This is a genomic window from Streptomyces sp. 135 (genome assembly GCF_020026305.1).
GTDB lineage: Bacteria > Actinomycetota > Actinomycetes > Streptomycetales > Streptomycetaceae > Streptomyces.
Map to the genome: position 1 here is coordinate 6,469,566 of NZ_CP075691.1, position 14,432 is coordinate 6,483,997.

General features: G+C 70.2%; 15 protein-coding genes. 4 read left to right on the plus strand and 11 right to left on the minus strand.

Annotated features, from left to right (window positions below):
- Window positions 1-157: 157 nt before the first annotated feature.
- Window positions 158-709: a flavoprotein gene (locus tag KKZ08_RS29160; protein ID WP_223777257.1), complete on the plus strand. Its 552-nt coding sequence runs from the start codon at window positions 158-160 to the stop codon at window positions 707-709.
- A 57-nt stretch (window positions 710-766) separates the two neighbouring features.
- Here KKZ08_RS29160 and KKZ08_RS29165 read toward each other — a convergent pair whose 3' ends face one another.
- The 8 genes from KKZ08_RS29165 to KKZ08_RS29200 form a co-directional block, all read right to left on the minus strand.
- On the minus strand, window positions 767-2,155 hold the full coding sequence (locus KKZ08_RS29165; RefSeq protein WP_223777258.1) for a hypothetical protein: 1,389 nt from the start codon (window positions 2,153-2,155) through the stop codon (window positions 767-769).
- 205 nt (window positions 2,156-2,360) lie between these two features.
- Window positions 2,361-2,714 (minus strand): hypothetical protein, encoded by a 354-nt coding sequence (locus KKZ08_RS29170; RefSeq protein WP_223777259.1) that lies wholly within the window; start codon window positions 2,712-2,714, stop codon window positions 2,361-2,363.
- Window positions 2,715-2,734: 20 nt separating this feature from the next.
- Window positions 2,735-3,115, minus strand: coding sequence for a hypothetical protein (locus KKZ08_RS29175; protein ID WP_223777260.1), 381 nt, complete (start codon window positions 3,113-3,115; stop codon window positions 2,735-2,737).
- A gap of 102 nt (window positions 3,116-3,217) precedes the next feature.
- Window positions 3,218-4,933, minus strand: coding sequence for a relaxase/mobilization nuclease domain-containing protein (locus tag KKZ08_RS29180; protein WP_223777261.1), 1,716 nt, complete (start codon window positions 4,931-4,933; stop codon window positions 3,218-3,220).
- Complete coding sequence (locus tag KKZ08_RS29185) at window positions 4,930-5,538, minus strand: plasmid mobilization relaxosome protein MobC (RefSeq protein WP_346657898.1); 609 nt, start codon at window positions 5,536-5,538, stop codon at window positions 4,930-4,932. Before KKZ08_RS29185 ends, KKZ08_RS29180 begins: the two co-directional genes overlap by 4 nt.
- A gap of 64 nt (window positions 5,539-5,602) precedes the next feature.
- Window positions 5,603-6,415 (minus strand): DUF2637 domain-containing protein, encoded by an 813-nt coding sequence (locus KKZ08_RS29190; protein WP_223777262.1) that lies wholly within the window; start codon window positions 6,413-6,415, stop codon window positions 5,603-5,605.
- Window positions 6,416-6,522: 107 nt separating this feature from the next.
- The gene (locus KKZ08_RS29195; protein WP_223779236.1) at window positions 6,523-7,224 is read right to left on the minus strand and encodes an ATP-binding protein; all 702 of its coding nucleotides are present in this window, start codon (window positions 7,222-7,224) and stop codon (window positions 6,523-6,525) included.
- Window positions 7,221-8,108: a hypothetical protein gene (locus KKZ08_RS29200; RefSeq protein WP_223779237.1), complete on the minus strand. Its 888-nt coding sequence runs from the start codon at window positions 8,106-8,108 to the stop codon at window positions 7,221-7,223. The genes KKZ08_RS29195 and KKZ08_RS29200 overlap by 4 nt, the downstream gene beginning before the upstream one ends.
- Before the next feature lie 271 nt (window positions 8,109-8,379).
- On the opposite strand from KKZ08_RS29200, the gene KKZ08_RS29205 reads away from it, so the two are divergent.
- The 3 genes from KKZ08_RS29205 to KKZ08_RS29215 all read left to right on the plus strand — a co-directional run bounded on the left by KKZ08_RS29205 (window position 8,380) and on the right by KKZ08_RS29215 (window position 10,336).
- Entirely contained in the window at window positions 8,380-8,664 is a 285-nt protein-coding gene (locus KKZ08_RS29205) for a helix-turn-helix transcriptional regulator (protein WP_223777263.1), read from the plus strand.
- 316 nt (window positions 8,665-8,980) lie between these two features.
- Window positions 8,981-9,187, plus strand: a complete 207-nt coding sequence (locus KKZ08_RS29210) for a helix-turn-helix domain-containing protein (protein WP_223777264.1) — start codon at window positions 8,981-8,983, stop codon at window positions 9,185-9,187.
- A gap of 213 nt (window positions 9,188-9,400) precedes the next feature.
- On the plus strand, window positions 9,401-10,336 hold the full coding sequence (locus KKZ08_RS29215) for a site-specific integrase (protein WP_223777265.1): 936 nt from the start codon (window positions 9,401-9,403) through the stop codon (window positions 10,334-10,336).
- Window positions 10,337-10,414: 78 nt separating this feature from the next.
- Here KKZ08_RS29215 and KKZ08_RS29220 read toward each other — a convergent pair whose 3' ends face one another.
- The 3 genes from KKZ08_RS29220 to KKZ08_RS29230 are packed head-to-tail and all read right to left on the minus strand — an operon-like array spanning window position 10,415 to window position 14,387.
- Window positions 10,415-11,758, minus strand: a complete 1,344-nt coding sequence (locus KKZ08_RS29220) for an AAA family ATPase (protein ID WP_223777266.1) — start codon at window positions 11,756-11,758, stop codon at window positions 10,415-10,417.
- A complete protein-coding gene (locus tag KKZ08_RS29225) occupies window positions 11,755-13,266 on the minus strand; it encodes a hypothetical protein (RefSeq protein ID WP_223777267.1) in 1,512 nt (503 codons plus the stop codon). Before KKZ08_RS29225 ends, KKZ08_RS29220 begins: the two co-directional genes overlap by 4 nt.
- Window positions 13,263-14,387: a hypothetical protein gene (locus KKZ08_RS29230; protein WP_223777268.1), complete on the minus strand. Its 1,125-nt coding sequence runs from the start codon at window positions 14,385-14,387 to the stop codon at window positions 13,263-13,265. Before KKZ08_RS29230 ends, KKZ08_RS29225 begins: the two co-directional genes overlap by 4 nt.
- Window positions 14,388-14,432: the final 45 nt, after the last annotated feature.

Here is a 14,432-nt window from a genome sequence, read left to right on the forward strand (position 1 = left end):
TCGGGCATCCGTGGTCCGGCCGACGCTTGTACTCAGACACCGTGCCCTTCGCGCTGGTGGTAGGCGGCTTCTCCGGCCCGGCCCCGTCCGCGGATGCTGACGGCTAGGGTCTGGATCGTGTGACCGCAGGGGAGCGCGTCGACGAGGGGGCAAAGCCATGAACGATCGGTCGGAGAAGCCGTTCCTGTACGTCGTCGTCTGCGCCGCCGGCATCGCGGGCGACGCGCACCGGCTGATCACCGCCGCGAAGGAGCAGGGCTGGGGCGTCGGCGTCGTAGCTACACCCCAGGGCCTCGGCTTCCTCGATACCGAGGCGGTCGAGGCCCAGACGGGCTACCCGATCCGCTCGGCGTGGCGCAGTCCCGGCGACCCGCGCCCCCTCCGGCCCGCTGACGCCATCGCCGTCGCGCCCGCCACGTTCAACACGATCAACAAGTGGGCCGCCGGCATCGCCGACACCCTCGCGCTGGGCATCCTGTGCGAGGCGTACGGGGTGGGCGTTCCGACGGTCGTCCTGCCGTACGTGAACGCGGCCATGGCCGCACACCCGGCGTACGACCGGAGCCTGAACCAGCTGCGGGAGATGGGCGTGCTGGTCGGGTCGTACGAGCCGCACCGGCCGAAGGCGGGCGGGGGAGCGGACCGCTTCCGGTGGGAGGAGGCGCTGGAGCTGCTGGAGGGCAGGGGCGCAGGTCTCTTCGGACGGTGATCCGGATCGAGGCCCGCGCGCCTGTCGTCGGACGGAGAGGACCGGGCGGGTCTTTCGTCAGTGGGCGGAGCCCGGGCGCGGCTCCTCCTCCTGTCCCTGTAGCAGTCGCAGGGCGAGGACCGAGCCGTCGGCGTGGACGGAGACCGGGCCGCCCCAGTCCTTGTTGTAGGTGAGGTGGGGGCGGGCGTGGCGGCCAGCGTGGACGAGGGCCCGGTACTCCTTAATGTCGCCCCTGGCGAGGAGTCGGAAGACCTCCTCGTCCACGCCGGAGAACGCCTCGACGCGGGGGCCATTGAGGCGGAAGACGTGGTCGGTGCCGACGTACGCGGTGCCGAAGAGGGTGTGGGCGGCGTCCTGGATGCTCATTGCGGCCGCGTGTTCGAGACCGGTGAAGCGTTTGCGGCCCTGCCGGTCGGTGAGGTGGCGGGCGGTGGCGTGGCCGGAACCGGTGAACGTCATGAGGCCCGCTGCGGTGGTGTGGGCCAGGGACTCCTGGAACCAGGCGTAGTCCTTCGGCTGTACGTGGCAGCCCCGTACGGGCTCCGGCGTCACCAGGCCCTCGGTCGGCGGGTGGATGTCCGGCATCACGTTCGCCTGGAACGGCGGTGCGTTCAGGTTCGGCTCACGACCTTCCGCGGGGGACAGCCGTCCGCCGCTGCCAGGTGCCTGGAGGGCATGGACGGTCATCGTGCCGCCGTCCGTCGGGAGCTGAGTGCTGAACAGCAGGCCGGGGGTCTCGTTCCACGCGCCGATGTGGACCGCTTCGGCGTGTGCGGAGGCGGAGGCCAGCTGGTCGGCGGAGGTGGCGGCGTCGCCGTGGTTGCCCTTGCAGGCGAGGGGGATGACGAGAGACGGCTCGCCAGGACGCCAGACCTCGGCGAAGTACTGCGGGCGGTAGCGGTACTTCACCTTCTCGCCCTTGTCCCTGCTTGTGAGGGCCCAGCCCGCGCGTAACACCGTGTCGGCGGGGACGATTGTCACCGAATGGTCGGGGAAACGGCTGCGCAGCACGTGCTCCGCGAGGGTCAGCGCGAAGCCGATGCCGAGCTCGCCGGACTGCAGCGACTTGTAGTGGTCCGCGATGCGGTGGCCCTCGTCGGTGAGACCGAGGAAGGAGTCCCTGCCGCCGACCAGGGCCTGGGTGTATTTCAGCGCGCCCCAGTGCTCCGCCAGTCCCCGTCCCGCGCCACGCCACGAGAGGGCGGTGGCCCGGGCGAGGGTGTGGAGGACGTCCCAGAGGGTCACTTCGAACTGCCGGGGCAGCTCCGTCGACGGGATCGGGACGAGGGCGGGCTTTCGGCGAAGCGGCTCGTCCTCGTTCTCCTTCCGCTTCTTGTCGTCCGCCGTGATAGCGGCTTCCACCTTGCCGACGAGTGCGTCGTCGGAGTGGATGGAGATGTTCGACGGCTGGGTCAGGTCCTGGAGCACTTCCTCGGTCGGCTTCAACAGCTCTCCTTCACGGTGTGCGAGGGTGGTTCGCCATCGGCTGGACCGTACGGAAGGCAGGAGCGGCGCACGCAAGTGCGCAGGGGCGCGTGGTCTGGACTTCGGCACGGCGGCGGACAGTGTGCAGCCGGTGGCAGGGAAGACCCCCGCCACCGGCTGGTTGTTTGCATGGAGGACCTGGCCCGTTCCTGCTATTTCTCTCGGGTCATGAATCGGCGCCTGCGGCGACGATGCCGCACAGGCGGTCGTATTCGAGCATGTCCTCGTGGGTCATGAACTGGACGAGAGCCATGTGATGGTCCAGGGCGTAGGAATAGATCAGCTTGGCGAGTTCGGTGACGGCTGCTTTGGCTTCGGTTCCTGCTTCGGGGTCGTGGATACGAACGCCGGCGGCCTGGAATTCCTCGAGAGTCGCGTCAGCGGCGATTGCCTGCTCTTCGTCGGTGAAGGGACGGCCGTCGAGATGACGGAAGGTGCGGGTGCCCCACGGTCGGTCGAAGTCCGTGTCGAACAGCAGGGCCATGACGTGGGGGCGGGGTGCGGGGGAAGGGGTGGGCATGGAGGTTTCCTTGTGACTGGTCAGAAGGTGTACGGGGTGAAGGGGAGAGCGGGTTCGATCATGAGCTTGAGCAGGCGGTCGAACTCGGCTCGTTCGTCCTCCGCCATGAGGGTGTGGGCGTTGCCGAGGTTCTTCTCGTCGAGCTGCTCCATGAACGGGGCGAGGAAACGCTGGATGGCTTCGGGTGCTTCCTCGTGCGTCCGGAGGTACTCCAGGTAGCGCGAGTGCTGGGACTTCAGCTCTTCGAGGTCGGCACGGGTGGCCTTGAAGACCGCTTCTCGTTCCTCCTGGGTGAAGGGGCGGCCGTTTCGATGGGACCAGGAGCCAGTTTCGCGGAAGTGCTGGAAGTTCGCGTCGCAGAGCAGGGCGACGATCTCGGGGCGTGCTTCGGACGGGGGCATGCGGGATTCCTTCCGGGGGTTGGTCGGAAGGTCAATTGTTGGGAGGATCGCCGGTTAGGCTAACCGGCGATTCTGGGCTATCTTTCCGCCTCGTTTCGCGGGTCAGCGCTGCCTTCGGGTGTTGTTCGAGGTCCTGGCGTCGAGGTGTGCCGCACGGTGCTGCGAGGAGACGGCAGTGCTGCCTCGTCCATGCGTGCTGCGGGAGTTCTGGGGATCGGCGGGGAGGTCGGCCATCCGTCGTAGCCGCCACACGAGCACGTCACTCATGCGCTCCGCCGTGCCCAGCTCCCTCCGAGCGGCTGCCTGCACCAGCAGAGCGGTGGGGTTGTGGCCGGTGGTCCGGGCTTCGTCGAGGGTGGCTGCGAGGGCGGGCCATCCGCGTTCGGCGAGGACCTGGTCGGCCAACTCGGGCAGGGCTTGGCGCAGGGTGGCGGCGTGATGGCGTTGCCAGGCAGGGGTCAGACGGCTGCCCCGCTGGTGGAGGAAGGCCATGGGGAGGTCGGCAGCGGCGGGATAGGCGGCGCGGAGGTGCGCGGCGGCCCGCTGGGCGGCTTCGGCCTGCTGGAAGTGCTGCTTCCTGGCGTGCCAGTGGGCGGCGGCGGTGATCAGGAAGAACAGCATGTCGATGACCATTGCGGTGGTGGCGCCGTCCTCGCCCCGGCCGAGGGCCGGGCCGCTGTGGACGAGGTCGCGGGCGGCTCGGCGCAAGGCGTGATCGTGACCGCGTGCGGCGCGGACGTGGGAGCGGGAGGCACGTTCGAAGGCGGCTGCTGCGGCTTGGAGTTCGTGGCGGGTGTGGGCGGCGGAGGTTTTGGCGAGGGCGTCGAGGACCTCCCCTGTGGCGGATATCTGTGCGGCGATGACGCCGTCGTCGCCGTGGTCGATGACGAGCAGGGCCTGCCAGATGGCTGTGGCGGCGTGTCGGCGTGCGGACGCGGGCCCGGTCTCCCACGGCTGGGAGGGCTCCGAGGAGAGGGCTTCCGCGGATGTGGTCCAGCGTTCACGGATCCGGGGCAGCGAGAGGTCTGGGGCGAGCTTGGAACCGGAGTAGAAGACCGGCTCGCCCTTGCCGTTGCGGTCATCAGGGAGGGCGACGGTGTAGCCGAGGGTGTCGCCCGAGGGTGCGATGCGCCGCCGGACGAGCAGGCCGGCCGAGGCGAGACGGTCGAAGAACTCCTCCTCACTGGCTGCGCCGGCCACCGAGCGGCGGACTTCCTCGCGCAGCTCCTCGCGTGGGGTGCGCTGTCGGCCGAGGCGGTCGGCTTTGTGGCGTTCGGAGCTGGTGGGCCGCGTGGCGGCGGTACCGTCCCCCGCCGCCATGCGGTGGAGGCCGTAGTCGACTTCGATCTGGCGGCATTCGGTCTGGGCGCGCTTGGCGGAGCGGTGGTGGTCGGGGCGGCGGCCGTCTTCACGGACGAGCGTGGCGATGAGGTGGATGTGGTCGTCGGCGTGGCGGACGGCTGCCCAGCGGCAGCCCGCGCCGTCGCCGGGGTCGATGCCCGTGGCGGCGATGACGCGGCGGGCGATGTCCGCCCATTCGGCGTCGGTGAGGGTGCGGTCGCCGGGGGCGGCACGGACGGAGGCGTGCCACACGTGGGTGGTGGGGCGGGCGTCTTCGTCGAGGAGGTGCAGGGGCTCGTCCAGGAGCTGGGCGAGGTCGACGATGGTGGTGCTCCGATCGCGGCCGGGGTCGGGGGCGAAGCCGTCGAAGGAGGCGACGATGTGGGGGTCGGTGTGTTCCTCGCGGCGGCCGGGGCCGTAGAGGTAGGCGAGCAGGCGGACGGTGTTGCGGCCCTGCTTGTGGATGCGGGGTATCAAGCGGCGGTGCCTTCGGAGTTCGGGTCGGTGAGGCGGGCGGTGACGTGGCGGACCTCGTCGACGGCGTGGCGGACGGCGGCGATGGTGTCCTCCAGACCGCCGGGGTAGGCGCCGCTGTTGAGTGCGTGGGCGGCCTGGTTGAGGTTGTTGTTCGCGTGCCCGAGCTGGCGCCGGAGTGCGAAGAGGGTGGTCAGGGTGTCCTGGCGGGTGGCGATGGCGGCTGCGGTGCGGTCGAGGTCGCGGGCGGCGGCGAGTCCGCTGTGGGCCAGGAAGCCGGCGATGCTCATGCCGACCGCTTCGGCGTCGGCGGCGATGGTCGCGTGCTCGGCGTCGCTGAGGCGGACGCTGTGCGCGCGGCGCTGCGTACGGGCGCGTACGCGGGACTTGCCCCGGCGACGCGGCACCGGCTGCGGTCCGCCCTCGGCCGCAGCCACACCCTCCCGCGCCCCCTGGCGCGGGAGGGTGCCCGCCACCCCCGGGGCGGGCACCGGTTCGGACGCACCCCCGACGGGGGAGTGTCCGAACCTCCAACTTGCTCCGCCCGGGGCAGCGCCGGTGGGTACCAACGGCTGGTTGGTGAGGGCCTCGGTGTGGCTGTCGTGCATCGGGGTGTTCCTTCGGAGTGGGTGCTGGAGGGGCGCCCGTGTAGGCATGGGGGGGACAGGAGTGTCAGGCGGTGGTCGCCAGATTCTTGGCGGTGGCCGCTTCGTCCAGGACGGTGTCGGCGGCCTTCTGGGCCCGGGCCCTGTCGACGGTGTAGCCCTGGGCACGGGCAGTGCGCTCCAGGTCGGTCCGGCGGACGGTGCCGGTCTCGTAGCGCATCTGGCGGGCGAGCTCCAGGAGGTACGCGTCAGGGGCGCTGGCCTTGCGCCCGCCAGGTTTTGGCGTCGCTTTCCTCGGCGGTGTGGCGGTGGCGGGAGGCGGCGCCGTGGCGGTCGTGGCGGGGGAAGCCGGTGCGGCGGGCGGCTTCGGCTCTGGCGTGGCGGTCGGCTGCACCAGGCGCTGCTTAGCGGGTATGGCGGTGGCGGCGGACTTGGCAGCGGGCGGTGGCGGTCCGCCACTGGGTGCCTTGGCGGTTGGCGGTTCGGCCGCCATCGCCTTGTTGGCGGCGAGGTGGCGGTTGATGACGAGGTAGAGGTGGACGGCGCCGGCGAGGGCGAGTGGGGCGATGGCGGACAGGGCGCCGACGGTGGCGTTGTTGAGGCGGAGGCGGGCCTGTTCGTTCAGGCGGATGGCGTGCAGGGCGTTGGCCCAGATGCTGGCGCCGGTCGCCAGGGTGACGAGCGTCCACACGTACAGGCGGGAGCGGAGCGGGGCGGTGCGCAGGATGAGCAGGGCGGTGACGCCCAGCGCGATGAAGCCGTCGATGACGAGGGGGAAGAGGTAGGTCAGCGGTCCACTGATGTGGGCGGCGACGGCCATTTGCCGCAGGGCGTCGTCGGAGAGGACGAAGCCGACGGCGGCGATCAGGGTGATCCCCATGAGGAGGGGACGGCCTCGCCGTTCGAAGGCGGGGCGTATCGGGGCAGGGGAGGGCAAGAGCAGGAATCTCCGGTGTGGTGCAAGGGGCGGGATGGGCGCTGTCGGGGTCAGGCGACGGGCTTCTGACGGCGGCGGTCGTCGCCTTCGAGGGTGACGCGTTCGGTCATCTGGGCCAGGCGGGAGGCGACGCGGTCGCCGAGGGCTGCCCGCAGGGTGTCGGTGGTGAGGTTGCTGGTGATCAGGGTGGGGCGCAGGTGCTCGTACCGGTGGTTGATCAGCCGGTAGGTCAACTCCTCGGTCCACTCGCTGGTCTTCGCCGCGCCAAGGTCGTCCAGGAGCAGCAGCGGGCAGCGCATCAGGCTCTGCAGGTCGCGCTCGCTGTCGAACCCGGGGCGCGGGCGCAGCCGGGCGTAGAGGTCGGCGGCGGTGACGGCTTCCCAGCGCAGGCGGACCCCGGCGGCCAGCAGGGTGCGGATGGCGCCGTACGCCTGGTGGGTCTTTCCGGTGCCGGTCGGTCCGACGATTCGCAGCGAGGGGCCCTCCGCGATGCCCGGTGCGCCGCCGGGGCCGGGGCGTCCGGCGCGGGTGATCTCGTCCGCCCAGGCGGTGACCTGGGGGTGGTCGGCGAGGGCGTGGCGGAAGCGGGCGGGGATGCGGGCTTCCGCCTGTTGCAGTGCGGTGACGGGTTCGGGCGTCGGCTCCTGGGCGGCGGCGTCGGGGGCGATGCCGCGCTGGGCCAGGATGTCGCCGAGTCGGCCGGTGATCCGGGCAGGCTGCTGCGGAGCGCGGGTGAGGGCGGTGGTGGTCAGAGGTCGCCTCCGTAGGCAGCGGCGGTGTTGGTGGGGTTGGTCCACGGCTGGTGGGCAGCGGCGGCGGGGGTGGCGTTCATGGCCTCGTGGACGAGACTGGGCAGGGTGCTGGGGTGCAGGCCCTTGGCGCGGTGACGGTTGAGGCCGGCGCGGATGTGGTCCGGGGCGATGCCCTCGTTGAGGAGCTTCTTCACCTCCTGGCCGAGGTGGCTGAGCACGTCCTGCGGCGGGCGGTAAGCGCATCCGGCGGCGTACTCGCCGATCAGGTCCTTCGTCGAGACCGAGTCGGGCGCGGGGGGCGCTTGCGCCCCCAACGGGGTAGATCCTAGATCCCTGTTCCTAGGTCCTAGATCCGGACGGTGAGGGCTCACGGAGGGCTCGGTGAGCCCTCCCTGCGGCTGCGGTGAGTGCTCACGGAATTGCCTCTGACCTGCGGATTCGTTGTTCACGGAGGGCTCCGTGAGTCCTCCCTGACGACTTGCGGAAGTCTCCACGAGAGCTCCCTGCGCCTGCGGTGAGGGCTCACGCGGAATCCCGAGATCGTGGTGCGGGCACGGGGGCGTCCGGACACCGCTGGGCCGGTTGATCTTCTGGTGCTGGGCGAAGGTGACGATGTGCAGGTACCGCTTGCCGTCCCCGCCCTCGTACCGGCAGATCAGCCCGGCACCGTGGAGCTGGATCAAGTCGTCCTCGACCGCCTCCGGGCCGTGCTCGCGGCGCAGCGACCACAGCTGGCCGGCGATGACGGCGGCCTGGTCGCGAAACCGGCCCTGGTCGTCGGCCTGGGTGAGCAGCCCGAAGAAGGTCCGCTCGGCGGACAGCGACACCGCCGCGAGGGACTCGGACGAGAACGCCTCGGGCTTGATGGTGCGGATACGGGCGATGGCGATCGACCACCTTTCAGGGAGAGGGCCGGGGAATCCGGCGGTGCCGGGGTGCATGGCCAACACAGCCACACCTGGGGCGCAGAAGTCCAGACTTTGCACTGGAATTCCGTACAGCCCGGCGGCATGCCGCGTCGGCGAATCCCGCAACTGTAGGGGCGAATTCCCGGTCACCGAAATTGCTGCGGGAAATCGCCGGGTGATTTGCATCGCTCACGGCAGACAGGAATGCCCTTCCGGACCGGCCGGCGCGCAAGCTACAACACCACCCATGCCGCCACGCCCTCTCGTCATCGGACCCGCCGGACACGCCGCCGCCCAAGCCATCGAACGCACCCGCACCGCCCGCGGCTACTCCCAGCGTCAGCTCGCCGCCCGGGTCACCGCACTGGGCCGGCCCATGACCTTCACCGCGCTCTCCCGCATCGAACGCACCGTCCGCCGCTGCGACATCGACGACCTCGTCGCCATCGCCACAGCCCTCGGAATCGCCCCGCAAACCCTCCTCGTCGGCCCCCTCATGCCCCCAGGGGCGGCAGGGGTGGGCGAAATATAGCCGACGATCCCCGGTTAGCGAAACCGGGGATTCTCCGGATCATTGTGGGTCCCGGAACGCCCGTCGTGCCGGTCCCTGTCAGAAGTCTGCCCACATCCCCAGAAGAAGCCTTGCTTGATCCGCCTACGCGCCGATTTCAGATCCCCCCGCCGTGTACGTGTAGTCCCGCTCGTTTCCTCTTCTGCTCCGCTCGGAGATTCCGGCCGTACGTAGAAGCCCTATTCGGCGACCTCGCGGCATCGGCTGGGCTTGTTGCCCCCCGCCCCAGCTAGATCTCTCCATTCCCGTCGCTCTTTCTCCCGCAAAGGAACCGCCTATGGCCCCGCGCCTGCTGTCCATACCTACCGTCGCCGCAGCCCTGGACGTCGACCGCCGAACGGTCTACCGCTTCATCGCCGCCGGCGAGCTGCCCGTCGTCGACCTGCGCACAGGACCGGCTCGCTCTCGCGTTCGCGTCCCCGCCGCGAGCCTGGACGACTTCATCAACAGCCGGGCGGTCTCCTCGCCCGCGCGCCGCCGCTGACCAGGACCAAGTCCCTCCGTACGCGAAACAGGAAGGAACGGAACCACGTACCTCCGGAAGCTGAAGTCCGGCAAATGGCAGGCGACCGTCCGCAACCGGGCTGGAGACCGGTTCAGCGAGTCGTTTCCCCTCAAGGCACAGGCCCGTGCCTGGGGCGCCGAGATGGAGACCCAGTTCGCCCGCGGAAGCATGCGGGACCCCCGAGCCGGCGAAATGGCGTTTCACGAGTGGCATGCCCGCTGGTGGCAGGCCCGCGTCGTCGAGCCCCACACGCTGCGCGGCGACGCCTCCAGCATCAAGAACCACGTGCTGCCCCACTGGGCCGACTGGGAGATGCGGGCCATCACCCGCATGGACGTCCAGAGCTGGATCCGCGGACTGGTCGAGAAGGGGGTCGGTGCCTCGGCGACCAAGAGGGCCTACAACCTGCTGTCGTCCATCATGCGTACGGCCGTCGACGACGATGTCATCGCGGTCAGCCCCTGCCGGAACATCGACCTGCCGCAGATCGCGATCAAGCCTCCGCAATGGTTCACCCTCGATCAGGCGCAGAGCATTGTCGACGAGCTCCCGGCCCCTTGGCGCACCATGTGTCTGCTCGGCTTCTACACGGGCCTGCGCTGGGGCGAACTCGCCGGCCTGCACCGCCATCGGATCGACCGGCGCCGTTCCCGCCTGTTCGTGGTGGAGGTCAACACCAAGAGCGGCATCAAGGAGTACCCCAAGAGTTCGAGGAGCCGTCGGGAGGTTCCGCTCCCACCACACGTCCTGGACGCCCTCGAACAGCACATCCACCCGCTCGACCGCGACGCCCTGGTCTTCACCACCATCACCAAGGGCCGCGCCGGCCGTCGGCTCGACGACGGCAACTGGCGCCGCCAGACCTGGTGGCCGGCCATCGAGAAAGCCCACTACTTCGACACCGAGGGGGAGCAACTCCCCGTCCCGCACTATCCGCCCCACTCCATGCGCCACACCTGCGCCTCGTGGCTCGTCCAGAAGGGAGTCTCGCTCTACGAGGTCCAGCACCTCCTCGGCCACGAGAGCTTCCAGACCACCCAGCGCTACGCCCACCTGCAGCCGGACGCGCACAAAGCAGTGCTGGCAGCTTGGGAGCGTTTGGACGTCCCGCTGACCTTTGCAGCGTAAATAACTCGTCCCGTCCACTGGCGTGCGTCGGATGCGCGCTGCGCCTACGTACAGGGCGAGCTGAAGGGCGGCCTACAGCTATGGACGAGCTTGTTTCTCCAGGTAGTCCATGACCACTTGGTGCGCCCGCCACCCGTCTGGGAACTTCGGTGGTACGTCGAGGTAGACCGGGCTGCTGCGGGGATGCCGGTCCAGGAGGTCGGTGATGCCGGCGCGGGCCACGACGATGCAGGCGAAGCGGTGGCGGGAGAGCAGGACGCACAGGCGACCCGTCTCCAGATGGAAGGCGGAGGCATCCTGACGGCCGGAGAGCGGGTGCCAGACCAGTGTGACGTCGAACTCGCGGCCCTGGAGACGGTTGGCGGTGTCCACGGTGATGTCCGTGAGACCCCGCTTCTCCAGTCGCGACCGTACCGAGTCCGCCTGGATCGTACGGGCGGCTCCGATCGCGATGCGGGACTCGGTGAGCGGCTCTCCGTTCACCAGCGCCCCTCGCTCCAGCAACCGGGCCGCCGTTTCTGCCAGGGCTTCGGCCACCTCGGGGTCATCGTCGAGGGTGTGCCGAGGCGGAAGCTCAAGCAGACCCCAGCCCGACCCGGCCGCGCAGGCGAGGACGGCGTCCGACGGTGTTGCACGGTGAGGTGCGGTGCCGTAGGTGAGGACGCGGTCAGCCGCCTTGGTGCCGGAGATGAAGGAGTAGAAGGGATAGAACGCCTTCTGCACGAGAGGGGCTGCCATCTCCGGCAGCCGCCAGGAGACCGGGAGCTCGTGTCGCAGCAGGTCGGAGTTGTGCGCCAGCGCCACGTCGACGGCGTTGCGCAGCGGGTCCCAGGTCAGTCCCTGCCAGCGGTCGGTGTCCACTGTGGCGAAGGGGTCCAGCTGCCCGGGATCGCCGACGAAGAGGACTTGTGAGTCCTTCTCGGAGAACAGCGGTGCCGTCGCCAGCAGCGCGTCCGACCGCATCTGGTAGGCCTCGTCCACGATGGCCCAGCGCCATGGCGCGCACTTCTCGCGGGGGACGTGCGACCACTTCTTGGCAGTGGAGACGACGACCGGCAGCTCGCGGAGGGCGGGTGCCTCGTTGCTGCCCCACACGTTGGCGTGCCGGCGCACCCGTTCGGGCAGGACGAAGTCCTTCTTGTGGAGGCGGCCGACGGGGAGGTCCGGGTATTCCCGGGCGATGTTGTCGACCAGGTCGTCGACCTGTTCGTTGGTCTGCGCGACGATCATCACCTGATGGCCGGTCGATGTCAGGTGGCCGGTGGCGCGCTTGACCAGCGTGGACTTTCCCGCGCCCGGTGGAGAGTCCACCACGATGCCGCGTCCGGTGGCCGAGTCCAGGCCGGACAGCACGTCGGCGACCGCCCGGTCGGCGAGGGCGCCGGGTGACGTGCCGCTGTCGGGTTCCGGAGTGGCTGTCATTCCCAGACCTCTTCCGCGTCCTCGTCGGTGGGTTCGTACGGCTGTGGCGGACCGCCGTGGGTCCAGGGGGTGTCCTCCTCAGCCGGGAGCGAGGACGGCATGTTCTTGGGATCGATCGACGTGAAGGTGATCGTCTCGCCGAGGTCGGCCATGGTCCCCTCAGGCGCGGGAGGCTTGCGCTTGTTGCCGAAGCCGCCGTTCAGCTGGATCAGCACGGCGGACCCGGCTCCGTCGGGAAGGACGTCTAGAATCTCGGCCCTCTGCCTCGGTCTTGCCGGGGACTTGACCGCCGTCCCCACCGCCATGGACACGGGAATTTCGCAGTGCACGGTGATTGTCGGGCGCCACAGCGGGGATCCGGGCCGCGCCCCGGGGATGGTGCGCTCTTCCTCCCGGGCCGTGACCACGCCCGTGAACGCCTCGCCCGTCAGTTCGTACTCCGCCATCACCAGCGGATCGTCATACGCGCGCTCGGCGTCGTACCGCTCCTGGGCCTCCTCCATACGGGCGAGGCGGCGGGCCGCCCCCACCGCGTGGTCGCGGCGGGCCTGTGGGCGCCCGTCGTCGTCCAGATAGGTCGCGTACTCGCCGAACAGACGCCGGTCGTATGCCCGCCGTTCGGCGACGTGGCCCCCGGCGGGAAGCTCGCGCAACAGGCGGACGCCGTGCCACATCAGCTGCCAGGTCGGCAGCATCTGGGCGTGCAGCTCGCGGTCGATGGTGCGAGCGGCGGCGTCCCGCCCCCGCTCTCCGGTTGCGCCGTCGTACTTCGTGATCAGTTCGTCGAGCGTGCGGTCGAAGACCGGGTCGGTCGCCGGCCCGGCGGGCGGCCACGCCGCGGGGTCTTCGCGCTCCCGGGCGGTCTCGGCCCCGGTGCGTCCGGCGGGGGGGTCGATCCAGCCGAGCAGGGACGCCAGGTTCGCGTTCTCGGTGGGGCTCTGCCCGGTGGCCCAGTGGGCAGAGAGGGACCGCGTCATGGCCTGGAGCAGGGCGGAATCCGGGAACTCGGCCCGGTCGGCGAACCAGGTCAGCCACTTTCCGAGCAGGGGTACGGATGGGGAGACGGCATGCGGACCGTCTGTCGCGCGCAGCCGGGTCAGACGGCCCAGCAGCCGGACGTACGTGATCCCCCCAGCGTTCGGGACGAGGAGCTGGGGTGCGCGCAGGGGTCGCTCCCGCTCCTCCTTGTCCTTGCCGCGCCCGACCGTGTACGGCTCTTTCGGCGCGGCGCGGCATTCCTCGAAGTAGGGCAGGAGGAGGTCCGCGAGGCTCTCGACGAAGCCGAAGCGCTCGGTTCGGTCGTGGGGGCGGCGAACCGTCAGAAGCACCGGGTGGTCGGGATCCGTCCCGGCGAGAGCTGCGAGTGGCGCGCAGGCCTCGCCGGCGAGGGTGAGCGGGATGAGGACGAACGGGGTGTCGTCCACATGCTCGTGGCGCACGGTCGTCAGCCGCTCGGCGTATTCCGACGTGGATGCCCGCAGGGCGGCCACCGTGACGATGACGCTCACGCGGTCGCACCTCCACGCAGTCGACGGAGTCGTTCGGCGGCCCGCAGCCGGATGATGACCGCCTCCTCGGCGGGGCCCGGGGCGCTGGTGCCGTCGAGGTGGCGGAGGGCGGTCCGGGTGGAGTCGATGCCGGGAAGACTGTTGCGTACCACTCCACCCAGTCGGGCCGGGGAGGCGCAGTCAGTGGCCTCGTCCCGGCAGTAGCGGGACATCTCGCAGAACGAGAGGCAGTCGGGGGTGAAGCTGGCGTCCAGCTCCCGCATCGTGGCGTCGATCTCGGCCTTCGGCCGTTCGGTGTCGAGCGTCGCATCGGGAGAGAGGGCGTGGGCCAGGTCTTCGGCCCGGCGCAGGCGCGATAACTGGAACCGCAGGGCGTCGAGTTCCTGGCGGAGGTCGATCAGCTTCCCGTAGGGCCGGTTGGAGAAGTCCTTCGGGCAGATGAGAAGGAACCTGTGGGCGATCGCCTTGGGATCGAGGCCGAGTTCGGTGAAGGTCTGCCGCAGGGCGAGGACGCTGACCGCCGCCTGTTTCGTGGTTTGGGCGACCGCCAAGGGGTTCGCCTGGCCGTCGATGGCCGGGAAGGAGCGGATCTCCACCACGTAGAACTGTCCGCCGGTGCGGTGGCTGAGGGCTTGCGGTATCACGTGGGCGGTCTGACCGGCGACCTCCAGGGTCAGGACGGGGCGGTCCAGGATCAGCCGCTCGTCGGCGCCGGCCGCCAGGCGGTTCAGAAGCCGCCGACTCTCGCCCGCCCGCACCGCGAGCGAAGCGTCGCCGCCCACCTCGGTCAGATCGGCTACCGCGGCTTCCTCGACGGGGACGTCGAGTTGCTCCCGGAGCAGGCGAATGAGCTCCGCGTAGCCGCCCCATTTGACCAGGGCCTCGAAGCTCTGCTCGCGCCGGATCGCGAAGGGGGACTGGCCGAAACGCGGCTCATGGCCCAGGCGTTGGGCGAGCAACGCCTTGTCCACGCCCGCTGCGTCGAGTACGGCGCGGCGGGAGCAGGCCGGGTTGGCCGTGAGGGCGGTGATCTTGCGTGCCGTGTACTCCTGCGGAGGTCGCGGTCCGCGCAGGACGGCGAGTCTTCCCGGAGAGGGGGCAGAAGGGTGCTGCGGAGGCATCTTCTCTTCTTACGCGGAATTCTGTGGCGGCACCGGAGGAATCCG

What these genes read in the sequence shown, in the direction of transcription:
- KKZ08_RS29160 (WP_223777257.1), top strand. Translation starts at nt 158, where the DNA reads ATGAACGATCGGTCGGAGAAGCCGTTCCTGTACGTCGTCGTCTGCGCC.
- KKZ08_RS29175 (WP_223777260.1), bottom strand. Translation starts at nt 3,115, where the DNA reads ATGCCCCCGTCCGAAGCACGCCCCGAGATCGTCGCCCTGCTCTGCGAC.
- KKZ08_RS29170 (WP_223777259.1), bottom strand. Translation starts at nt 2,714, where the DNA reads ATGCCCACCCCTTCCCCCGCACCCCGCCCCCACGTCATGGCCCTGCTG.
- KKZ08_RS29230 (WP_223777268.1), bottom strand. Translation starts at nt 14,387, where the DNA reads ATGCCTCCGCAGCACCCTTCTGCCCCCTCTCCGGGAAGACTCGCCGTC.
- KKZ08_RS29190 (WP_223777262.1), bottom strand. Translation starts at nt 6,415, where the DNA reads ATGGGGATCACCCTGATCGCCGCCGTCGGCTTCGTCCTCTCCGACGAC.
- KKZ08_RS29205 (WP_223777263.1), top strand. Translation starts at nt 8,380, where the DNA reads ATGCCGCCACGCCCTCTCGTCATCGGACCCGCCGGACACGCCGCCGCC.
- KKZ08_RS29185 (WP_346657898.1), bottom strand. Translation starts at nt 5,538, where the DNA reads ATGCACGACAGCCACACCGAGGCCCTCACCAACCAGCCGTTGGTACCC.
- KKZ08_RS29220 (WP_223777266.1), bottom strand. Translation starts at nt 11,758, where the DNA reads ATGACAGCCACTCCGGAACCCGACAGCGGCACGTCACCCGGCGCCCTC.
- KKZ08_RS29210 (WP_223777264.1), top strand. Translation starts at nt 8,981, where the DNA reads ATGGCCCCGCGCCTGCTGTCCATACCTACCGTCGCCGCAGCCCTGGAC.
- KKZ08_RS29215 (WP_223777265.1), top strand. Translation starts at nt 9,401, where the DNA reads ATGGCGTTTCACGAGTGGCATGCCCGCTGGTGGCAGGCCCGCGTCGTC.